The sequence below is a fragment of the Synechococcus sp. R6-5 genome (assembly GCF_047461775.1).
Taxonomy (GTDB): domain Bacteria; phylum Cyanobacteriota; class Cyanobacteriia; order Thermostichales; family Thermostichaceae; genus Thermostichus.
Genome location: NZ_JANSHV010000140.1, coordinates 1 through 9,785, shown reverse-complemented (window position 1 = coordinate 9,785; position 9,785 = coordinate 1). Strand labels below are relative to the sequence as shown.

The following is a 9,785-nucleotide window of genomic DNA, read 5'->3' as shown; positions in this document are numbered from 1 at the left end:
AGCGTATCATTGACTAGAGTCATGCTCTGTGGGTGGCCAGTCTTGAGTATGGCTTTTTCCAGGAAGAGCCAATCCGGAGGTATGGGCATTTCGCTCATTTCCTCACTGTCTGGGCCCCCTTTGGCATCCACCTTCGCCCCTTGTTCCTATGGCTGCGCTAAGTAGAGTTAGGGCGGATCCCCTCTAGGGCGATGATCTCCTGGATCACCGAGCGAACAACGGGAGCAGCCGTCGTCGAGCCGAAGGCATCTTCCCCCTGGGGCTCGTCGATCACCGCCAAGATCACGTAATTGGGGCGAATGGCCGGGAAATAGCCCACAAAACTGGTGATGCGCTTGCCGGGCAAATAGCCCCCCCGTGGCCCGGCTTTCTGGGCAGTGCCGGTTTTGCCGCCGATCTCATACCCCTCGATCTTGGCCGATTGCCCCGTGCCAAAGTCCACCACATCCCGCATTTGGATACGCACTGCCAGCGTGGCTTGCTCGGATAGTACCCGCACCGGCTGCGGCTGCGGGGATCCCCAAACCAGAGTATCCGTATCCTTTTCCACCAAGCCTCGCACCACATGGGGCTGTACTTTCAGTCCGCCATTGGCAATGATGCAGTGCATGGCAGCCAACTGTAGAGGAGTGAGGGCCAGCCCCTGGCCGAAAGCGACAGTGGCCCGCTCCACCGGCACCGTAACAAACTGTCGCAGCGGTTTCAAACGGCTGGCCGGCTCAAAGGGCAAATCCACGCCACTGCGCTCGTTGAACCCCAGCCGCACCAAGGCATTGTAGTACTGGCGGGGATCCAGCTTGCGCATTAGATGTACCATGCCCACATTGCTGGATTGCCGCAGGATATCCGTGACGCTCATCCAGCCATGGGCCCCTCGCTGGTGGTAGTCGTAATTTTGAATGGGCCACTGACCGATGAGAATCCGACCCTCGTCATAGACCCGTTCATCTGCTGTAAAGGCTCCAGCATCCAACCCAATGGCAATGTTGATGGGCTTGAAGGTGGATCCCGGCTCATACAAATCCGTTACGGCCCAGTTGCGAAAAAGACCGGGGTCATACTCAAAGTAGCGGTTGGGGTCATAGGTGGGCTCGCTCACCAGCGCCAGGATTTCCCCTGTCTGGGGCTGGAGGACAATCACCGTGCCCCGCAGGGCTCGAAACCGCTCCAGTTGCACTTTCAGGGCAGCGCGGGCAGCTCTTTGCAGACGCATATCTAGGGTAAGTTGCAGCACTGTCTCGCCAGATTGCAGCAGCCCTTCCGGCACCTCGGCAGCCAACAGTCGTCCGTAGCCATCGCGAGGAATAGTAACAGGTTGAACGGTACGCTCCAGCAGCTCTTGTCGGGAATATTCGACTCCTGCTTGGCCCTGATGATCCAGATCTACATAGCCTACCACCTCAGCGGCCATCTCTTTTTGGGGGTAAATGCGTTGCCGCTCGCTCACCAGCTCCAGGCCATCCAGATGCAGAGCCTGAATTTGATCCGCCACCTCCTGGGATACCCAGCGCTCCACCCGCACCGCATGATTAACCGACAGCCGCTGCGTCAGTTGCTCCACCGGACGCCGCAACAGGGGAGCAAGGGCAGTGGCCATTTCCTCCGGGGTGCGTTTGCCGAAGAGACGGGGATGGGCCCAGAGGGTGTAGACAGGGCGATCTACGGCCAGCAATTCTGCCTGCTGCTTGGCAATAGAATGACGATCCACAATTGAGCGACGAGGAATGAAAGGTCTTAGCTGGGCTCGCTGCTGGGCTTCGGCTCGCTGCTGCAATAGGGGTGCCTGTTGATGTTGCAAATAAACCAGACGTGCTCCTGTTACAAATAGGGCGATGATCAAAGCCAGTCCGGTCATGCCGGCGCGAAAGTCAAGCTGGCGGGCCGTCGGGATCCGCTCCCCCAAGAGCCATCCCAGCGCTGTTCCCCACTGCCTAGAGCTTCGCGGTGAAGGGATCCAAGAACCTCTGCGTCGGCGCCGTTGAGCAAGTTGCCGGCCATTTTGCCTTGTCTCCAGAGATTTCGGCACAGGCCGCCCTACCCTAGCCCTAGGTCTGCCTTCCATTGCAATCCTCACATGAGCACCACCGCTAGTTTGGCGCTCATCCCTCTGTTATGCCACCCCACAGCTTTTGGAAGAGACCTTGGGATCCCGAAAAGCAGCCAGGACATTTTAGAGGTATTGGAGATAACATAATACCTCAGAACATGAATTAGGTGCGGGCAAATCCTCAGACTTTTCGCACTTGGATCCGCAGTTTTAAATCACATTCAAAAGAAACTGGGAGGATATGAAAAACCCAACTCACTTGCGTACATTCAACAGCTCAAACCTTTAACTTGCTTGATTTAAAACCTCTTCCCGGCGCCTCGTGCAGTCAGCCACTCAATTTCCGCTCCTGGTTGGAGAGAGGGGAAGTTGAATACAGCACAGCGAAAACCGGAGGACTTACTGCTTTTCATAATTTTTTAAACGCTTCGTATTCTCGGAAACAGACGACCGGCAGACTAGCAAGCCATAATCTAAACAAATCCAGCTTTCCCGGAGTTGAGTCTATGAAATGCGTGGAGGAGAGCCCCAACAAGCGCGTGTACCAAGAGTCTTCTGTAGGTTTCCTTGGGTCTCTTGCTACTTTTGTTTTTATCTGTTTCTTTGCGTTCATCCTTTTTATGGCTTTATCTTCGATCTGGTCTTCCCAGGGTGAGCGCCGTTTCACTTGTTTTCGAGTTGACCAGTCTACGGTTAATTGTGAAGTGTCTTTCCAGCCGTTTCTACCTTTGCCGAGCCAAACTACACTTCACATAGATGTAAGAGGAGCTGCAGTCAAAACTGAAATTGTGGAGGATGACGACGGAGAAAGGACTGAGCGCTACTATGTCACGCTGGAAAAGCCTACAGGGGAAACCCCAGCCTGGTTGGCCTTTGGTGAAAGTGAAGCTCAGGAATTGGCAAGGCGCGTTGATTCTTTTGTGAACAGTACAGAGAGTCGGCTCTTGATAGATATCGATAGATTTCACTTACTGGAGTTAGTGTTTGCGATCTTGTATTCTCTCCTTCCAGGGCTATTTCTGGCTCTACTTCTTTGGGTAGGAGCTCTCATGCTGAAGGTGTCTTTTTGGTGTCGCCGTCTAACGTTTGACCGCTCTAGGTACCAAATCCAAGAGGAGCACCTTACTCCTTTTGGGTCGCTAGGGCGGAAAACTTATTCCTTTGGAGATGTACAGCAGATTTTGGTTCAGGCCAAAAGGAATTTTGTTGAATTCTTTTCGGTAGAAGTGAAATTGCAATCGCGGAAACCTTTGCTGTCAGTCTGCTACACTGATAAGGAACCAGAGGCGCGGGCAGAGGCCGAGAAGCTGGGTCAATTTTTGGGGTGTCCGGTCATTTTGCCGGAGGCAAAATCATAATACTAGAGGGACGTAGCCCCGAGAGGTATTCAAGGTAAGTTAGATCTGTCCATCTGCCCATAGGGATCCCCTCCATTGCCTAGAGCGGTTTGGCTAATCCTGGGGTTGGGCTTGTTCATGCGGGGCCTGGTGGCTGCCCTTTTGCCGCCGGGCTTTGACGAAGCCTACTACTACCTCTACACCCGCCATCTGGATTGGAGCTATTTTGACCATCCGCCGCTGGTGGCCTGGACAACGGGCTTGGGGCCTGCCTTGACCGGCCAGGTGTCGGCTTTTTCTATTCGACTGGGATCCCTGCTGCTGTATTGTGGCTCTTCCCTATTCCTCTACTACACCGGAGCGCGCCTTTTCTCTGTTCGGGCAGGACTGATCAGCTTGGCGGCCATCAGCATCGCACCCATCCTTTGGATTGGGTTTGGGGTGCTGACCTTGCCGGATAGCCCGCTGGTCTTTTTTACGGCAGCAACCCTATGGGTGGCCAGCCAGGAGTTTTTCCCGGTGCCTTTGGGGCAGGGGAAATTGGGAGTCTATGGGGCGGCTCGCTATCGGCCAGGGCCTAGGCTAGCGCTCATAGGTCTCTTGGTGGGGCTGGCCTGCTTGGGGAAGTACCACGGCTTGGCTTTGGGGTTCGGCCTGGTACTCTTTTGTCTGCTCAGCCCAGTTCATCGCTGTGCCTTGAGGTCGGGCTGGACGGTGCTGGCCGTGCTGGGTTTTGTGCTGGCCTTCAGCCCGGTGCTGATCTGGAACGCCCAGCAGGATTGGGTCTCCTTTCGCTTTCAGGCGGGGCGGGCGGTGCCGGAGGCAGGGTATCAACTGCAAGCGCTGGGGCTGACGATCCTTTCTGAAATCTTTTACCTGTTCCCCAGCTTGGGGATCCCTTTGGGGTGGGCGAGTTTGGCAGGGACGGGTCGGGTGGCCCTGCAGATTCTCCGCGGGATGCGGCTGACGGATGAAGAGCTCAAGCACCTTTTGATCCTGGCCTGTGGATTACCGCTGGTGTTGGCCTTTACCTTGATGGGAGGCTACCGGCCCATCTTGCCCACCTGGCCCATGCCGGGGTTTTGGGTGCTGACGCTGCTGCTGGGATCCTTCTGGGAACGGTGGCCGGGAGCGAAGCGAACCTTAGTGGGGACGGCGGTGATGGTCAGCTTGGTGGTGGGGGTGGGGCTGGCCCATGTGCGCTACGGCCTGCTGCAAGAGCCGGGAGGGATGGGGCTGTGGCCGGTGGAGAGGGATCCCTCTACTCAGCTCATTGAAATTGAGCAGTTGCGGCAGCGGTTTCGGACGGATCCCCGCCTGGCTCAGGCCCTTGAGGAGGCAGAGTTCGTTTTTACCAATGCCTATTTTTTGGGCGGTCAGATCGCCATGGCCCTGGCTCCGCTGACGGACAAGCCTCTGACCTGCCTGGATGCGGATTTGCGGGGCTTTGCCTTTTGGTCGCAGCCGCAGGACTGGCTGGGGCAGGATGGGCTGCTCATCACTTCCAAGTTGTTCCAGCCGAGGGCAGGGATCCCGGCCACCTATGGCGACTACTTTGCCCAAATCGAGCCTGTGGCCGAGGTTCCCCTGGTGCGGGCAGGGGCGGTGGCGCAAACCTTTCAGGTGTACCTGGCTCGACAGATGCGCAAGCCCTATCCCCGCCCTTATTCCCGCCTGCAATAACAGCAGAGGACATCCTGGGCAAAGCTAGAGGGGGCGATGTCTGTCGAACCAGCGCATCAGCATTGCAGCCAAGCGTTCGGGGTTGTGGCGCACCAAGCCGGTCTCTGGATCTTCTTGCATGACGTTAGCCAAAACGGCACGGCAGCCCAGGTAAGCCAGTTTGTCGGGATCCAGCACCACAAACTCAGAACCGCTGCGGCGGTAATGCTCCAAAGCACGTGGGGAGGGTGGCTCCCGCTGCACCAGCACGCCGTCAAATAGGCGCACTCCTGCCACCCGATCCAGAGCCATGACGTGATCCCCAACGGTATAGCCGTCGGTTTCCCCCGGCTCGGTCATGATGTTGCAGACGTAGATGTGGGGGGCCATATTTTTGGCCAGAGCTTCCACAATTTCCGGCACCAACAGGTTAGGGATGATGCTGGTGTAGAGGCTACCCGGCCCCAGCACCACAAACTCTGCCGCCTCAATAGCCTCGATGACTTCCGGTAGGGCGGGAGGGTTGGGGGGGTCGCAGCCGATTCGGCAAATGCGTCCTCCGGCTTTGGCAATGTTGGACTCTCCCACCACGCGGCGGCCATCGCTCAGCTCCGCCCAGAGGGTAACATCCGCCAGGGTGGCCGGCAGCACCCGCCCCTGAATGGCCAAGACTTGCGAGGTGGCAGTGATGGCCCGAATCAAGTCGCCGCCGGTTACCGCGGTGAGGGCAGTGATGAACAAATTGCCGAAGCTGTGGCCGCTCAACCCTTCCCCCGACTGGAAGCGATATTGAAACAGCTCGGTGAGCAGCTTTTCTTCGTTGGCCAGAGCAGTGAGGCAGTTGCGGATATCGCCGGGGGGCAAAACGCCGATCTCCCGCCGCAGACGCCCTGAGGATCCCCCGTCATCGGCCACCGTGACAATGGCTGTGATGTTGGAGCTGTAGCGCTTCAGACCCCGCAGCAGGTTGGAGAGGCCGGTGCCGCCCCCCAGTACCACAATGCGGGGACCACGGCTGAGACGCCGCCGCGACAACAGCTTATCCACCAGCGCCTCATCTCCCTCGGGGATCAGCACATCCTCGATGGAGCGCATGGCGCTGCGAAACCCCAGCACCACCATCACCAGCCCGATCCCAGTCACCAGGGGGCCACTGATGTTGTTCGGGATCCAAGTGGTGATCAGGCGCAGGGTGATGTCGATCAGCCGCTTCAGGCGAAAGATGGGGGTCAACTCCGTCCAGATGGCAATGCCCAGCACCATCAGCAGCACGCCCCCAACCGCCAGGCTCAGCCAGCGTTTAACGGCTAAACCGGGAAAGAGCCATTTCCAGCCACTTCCCGACCAAGCAGCCTTGCGGCGACGAATGCCCCAAGCGGCGGACTTGTTGCTGGGCACAGGCTTAGGCATGGGAAGGTGCAGGAACGCCGGCCAAAGGGATCCTAACCTGTTGCTGCACAACGCCAACTTCGCCGGGCACCGGGCCAAAGCGGGCTTCCAGCTCCCGTTGAGAGTCGAGCAGATGGCGATGCTGAACCTGAACATTCAGGTCGGGAAGAACGTGGTTGCCGGCAGGGACAGTCCAAGGCTGCAAATCCTGGGCCAGGCGCTCCACCAGGGCCACCGAGCGGTGCTGACCGCCGGTACAGCCGATAGCCAAAGTCAGGTGGGGGCGACGCTCTGCGCGGTAGTGGGGCCAAAACGCTTTGATCAGGGACAAGATGTGCTGGTAGGTGGATTGTGTGATGGGATCCGCAAACAAGAACTCCTGCAGCAGGGGATCCTGCCCGGTAAGGTGACGCAGATGGGGCTGAAAGAAGGGGTTGGGCAAAAAACGCACATCGAACAGCAAGTTGGCATCGGGGGGAACGCCGTACTTGAAACCGAAGCTGACCAGCCTTAGGTTGAGGGGCTGGGGGATCCCTTGCACCAAAGCTTGCAATTGCTGCCGCAGTTGCTGGGCATTGAGGTCGGAGGTATCCAACCAGTGGGTGCAGCGTTCCCGCACCGGGGCCAGAGCCAGCCGCTCTTGCTCAATGGCCTCCAACAAACCGGCAGCTTCCCCGTAGGGATGGGGACGGCGGTGGGCGCTGAGACGGTTAAGCAACACTGGGGAGCAGGCCTCCAAGAATAGGAAAGGGATCCCTTGCGATTGCACCCAAGCAGCCAGGGTGGGAACTTGATCCCGGTACTCCTGGGCGTGGAGATTCAAGCTGATGGCCAAAGCAGCGTGATGGGTCCGCATCGCCTCAACCAAGGGGATCACCTGGGCAGGCGGGATCCCTTCTAGGCCGGTGTACCCCAGTTGTTCCAACTGCTGGATGGCCAAGGTTTTCCCAGATCCCGTCAGGCCGGCAATGACCAGAACGGGGGGCGCGACTGACATGGGTTTATCCTGCATGGAGCTTATTCTAGGGCGAGAGGCGGCCAAAACAAGCGCCGGAAGAATGGGGGGCTCAGCCACGCGGGGCGCCTAGAAACCATCATCTCAGGCCGGCGAGGCTTTTGTAGCTTTTTTATCCGTTTTCTCGGCCGGTGCAGCCGATCCCAGAAGAGGAGCGCTGGGGCAGAGATCCGCCAAAAAACATTGCTGGCACAGAGGCCTGCGGGCAGTGCAGATGGCCCGCCCGTGGTCGATCAGACGGATAGACCAGTTCTCCCAATCCGCCTGCGGCAACAACTGCATCAGATCCTTTTCGATGCGCACGGGATCCTCGTGCTCAGTGAGGCCGAGGCGGCGGCTGAGGCGCTTAACATGGGTATCGACGGTAACCCCGGCATGGATGCCAAAAGCATGAGCCAACACCACATTGGCCGTCTTGCGGGCTACGCCGGGTAGGGTGAGCAGCTCCGGCATGGTGCGGGGCACTTGACCACCGAAATCGCTCAAGATCTTGCGGCAGGCTTCCTGAATGTGCTTGGCCTTGTTGCGATAGAAGCCGGTGGAATGGATGAGAGCCTCGATCTCCTCTCGCGGCGCTGTCGCCAGGGCCTGGGCATCCGGGAAGCGACGAAACAGCTCCGGCGTCACCTGATTCACCCGCTCATCCGTACACTGAGCGGAGAGGATGGTCGCCACCAAGAGCTGCAGCGGCGTCTGGTAGTGGAGGGCACAGGTGGAGTTGGGGTAGTGGCGCTTCAGCCGAAGCAGGATCTCCAAAGCTCGCTGGCGCAAGGCCCGTTTGCTGGCCATCTTCCCCTAGCCTGACCCGGTGACAATGGCGAGGGTGTCTTTGAAGATCAGCACCACCCCCAATCCCAGTAACAACACCAAGCCCGTCTGCATCACCCGCTCCTCCAGATGCTTGGGCAGCCGTTTGCCGCGGATCGCCTCCAGGATCAAAAAGGCAATGTGTCCCCCGTCCAAGGCGGGCAAGGGCAACAGGTTGAGAAAGGCCAGATTAATGCTGATCAAAGCGGTGAAATTAAACAAGCTGGCAGCGTCATCGCGGGCCAGGTCGGCCCCGATCTTGACAATCCCCACCGGGCCGGAGACCTGGGTGGCCGTACTTTGGAAATTCTGAACCAACTGCTGCAGGCCGTTCAGATTGAGCATCACCACCCGCTGGTAGGCATTTCCCGCCTCCGTGAGGATCTCGGCCACGCTCTGGGCGGGGCGCAAGGTCACCTCTTGATTGGGGGCCAAGGTCACCCCAATGGCCACCGTCTCTCCCCGCGCCGCCGGGATCACCGTCAACTGCAGGGGATCCCCTTCCCCACGCTGCACCTCCAGGGGAATGGGCCGGTTCTCGCTGCTGCGGATCAGCACCTGAAAATCGTTCAGAGCTGCCAAGGCCGCCGTCTCGTCGGCAATCCCCCTGTAATCGCGATCGGCTGCCTGCAACACCACATCCCCTGCCTTCAGGCCGGCCCGCTCCGCCGGGCTATCGGGCATCACCTGAGGGATGAGAATGCCGGGATGGATGCGCGTTACCGAGGGGATCCCCACCGAGGCGAACATCAACACCAGCACCAGATAGGCGAAGATCAGGTTGGCCATCACCCCCGCACTCATCACCACCAGGCGATCCAACACGGGGCGGTTTTTCAGCAGATCCGGGTCGTCGGGGGGGTAGGGAGAATGTTCATCCTCGTCAGGAAAGCCCACGTAGCCCCCCAGCGGCAGGGCGCGAATGGCGTACTCTGTCTCCTTGCCCTGGTATCGCCACAACACCGGGCCAAACCCCAGCGAGAAGCGGTTGACGTGGATCCCTTGGAGTTTGGCTGCCGCAAAATGGCCTGCCTCATGCACCAGGATCAGCAGGGCGAGAATGGCGATGGAGAGGAGAACAGACATGCGCTAGCTCTGAAGAAGGCACAGAAGAAAGAAGTGGGGAGCAGAGAGCCACCCGAGGCTATTTATCAAGGCACATAATCCAACACATGATAAAGAACCCTAAAGGAATCTCACAAAAACCTACAGGGCCTCTCAGAATACCTGCTCCACTTCTAAAATGTCGGGGATGCTTTCCCGCAACTTGCGCTCAATGCCCATCTTCAAAGTCATGGTTGAGCTGGGGCAGGCTCCACAGGCCCCCTGCAAGCGCAGCTTGACCACCGGGCCATCGATTTCCACCAATTCCACATTGCCCCCATCGGCCATCAAGTAAGGACGCAGCTCGTTCAGGACTTTCTCGACGTTCTCGGTATTGAGTTCCAGTGCTTGTGCCATGGTTGCTTTTAGCCTCGTTGAGATTTGGATTGTAGCGGTTTCTGATACATTCACGCTGAACTCTCCT

At 58.4% G+C, this 9,785-nt stretch carries 9 protein-coding genes; 2 read left to right on the top strand and 7 right to left on the bottom strand.

The genetic code is table 11. The annotated features are described in order from the left end of the window. Positions 1-157 precede the first annotated feature (157 nt). Both NW818_RS08205 and NW818_RS08200 read right to left on the bottom strand, forming a co-directional pair. Complete coding sequence (locus tag NW818_RS08205; RefSeq protein WP_414424285.1) at positions 158-1,903, bottom strand: peptidoglycan D,D-transpeptidase FtsI family protein; 1,746 nt, start codon at positions 1,901-1,903, stop codon at positions 158-160. Further along, positions 1,852-1,998, bottom strand: coding sequence for a hypothetical protein (locus tag NW818_RS08200; RefSeq protein WP_414344636.1), 147 nt, complete (start codon positions 1,996-1,998; stop codon positions 1,852-1,854). The genes NW818_RS08205 and NW818_RS08200 overlap by 52 nt, the downstream gene beginning before the upstream one ends. 555 nt (positions 1,999-2,553) lie before the next feature. Between NW818_RS08200 and NW818_RS08195 the strand changes: the two genes are divergently transcribed. Together NW818_RS08195 and NW818_RS08190 are read left to right on the top strand one after the other, a co-directional pair. Next, positions 2,554-3,405, top strand: a complete 852-nt coding sequence (locus NW818_RS08195) for a hypothetical protein (protein WP_414388112.1) — start codon at positions 2,554-2,556, stop codon at positions 3,403-3,405. A gap of 75 nt (positions 3,406-3,480) precedes the next feature. Continuing rightward, positions 3,481-5,067 (top strand): ArnT family glycosyltransferase, encoded by a 1,587-nt coding sequence (locus NW818_RS08190; protein ID WP_414424284.1) that lies wholly within the window; start codon positions 3,481-3,483, stop codon positions 5,065-5,067. A 24-nt stretch (positions 5,068-5,091) separates the two neighbouring features. Here NW818_RS08190 and NW818_RS08185 read toward each other — a convergent pair whose 3' ends face one another. The 5 genes from NW818_RS08185 to NW818_RS08165 form a co-directional block, all read right to left on the bottom strand. Next, complete coding sequence (locus tag NW818_RS08185; RefSeq protein WP_414424283.1) at positions 5,092-6,456, bottom strand: gluconeogenesis factor YvcK family protein; 1,365 nt, start codon at positions 6,454-6,456, stop codon at positions 5,092-5,094. Beyond that, complete coding sequence (gene rapZ / locus NW818_RS08180; RefSeq protein ID WP_414424282.1) at positions 6,449-7,432, bottom strand: RNase adapter RapZ; 984 nt, start codon at positions 7,430-7,432, stop codon at positions 6,449-6,451. The genes NW818_RS08185 and rapZ overlap by 8 nt, the downstream gene beginning before the upstream one ends. A 102-nt stretch (positions 7,433-7,534) precedes the next feature. Next, positions 7,535-8,239, bottom strand: coding sequence for an endonuclease III (gene nth, locus NW818_RS08175; protein ID WP_414329011.1), 705 nt, complete (start codon positions 8,237-8,239; stop codon positions 7,535-7,537). A gap of 6 nt (positions 8,240-8,245) precedes the next feature. Beyond that, positions 8,246-9,343, bottom strand: a complete 1,098-nt coding sequence (gene rseP / locus NW818_RS08170; protein WP_414424281.1) for an RIP metalloprotease RseP — start codon at positions 9,341-9,343, stop codon at positions 8,246-8,248. A gap of 132 nt (positions 9,344-9,475) precedes the next feature. After that, entirely contained in the window at positions 9,476-9,718 is a 243-nt protein-coding gene (locus NW818_RS08165) for a NifU family protein (RefSeq protein WP_011432622.1), read from the bottom strand. Between the last annotated feature and the right edge of the window lie 67 nt (positions 9,719-9,785).

Bases quoted from the DNA above. Each gene is read 5' to 3' on its own strand.
- NW818_RS08200 (WP_414344636.1), bottom strand. From the start codon at position 1,998: ATGGCCGGCAACTTGCTCAACGGCGCCGACGCAGAGGTTCTTGGATCC.
- NW818_RS08195 (WP_414388112.1), top strand. From the start codon at position 2,554: ATGAAATGCGTGGAGGAGAGCCCCAACAAGCGCGTGTACCAAGAGTCT.
- NW818_RS08185 (WP_414424283.1), bottom strand. From the start codon at position 6,456: ATGCCTAAGCCTGTGCCCAGCAACAAGTCCGCCGCTTGGGGCATTCGT.
- rapZ (WP_414424282.1), bottom strand. From the start codon at position 7,432: ATGTCAGTCGCGCCCCCCGTTCTGGTCATTGCCGGCCTGACGGGATCT.
- nth (WP_414329011.1), bottom strand. From the start codon at position 8,239: ATGGCCAGCAAACGGGCCTTGCGCCAGCGAGCTTTGGAGATCCTGCTT.
- rseP (WP_414424281.1), bottom strand. From the start codon at position 9,343: ATGTCTGTTCTCCTCTCCATCGCCATTCTCGCCCTGCTGATCCTGGTG.
- NW818_RS08165 (WP_011432622.1), bottom strand. From the start codon at position 9,718: ATGGCACAAGCACTGGAACTCAATACCGAGAACGTCGAGAAAGTCCTG.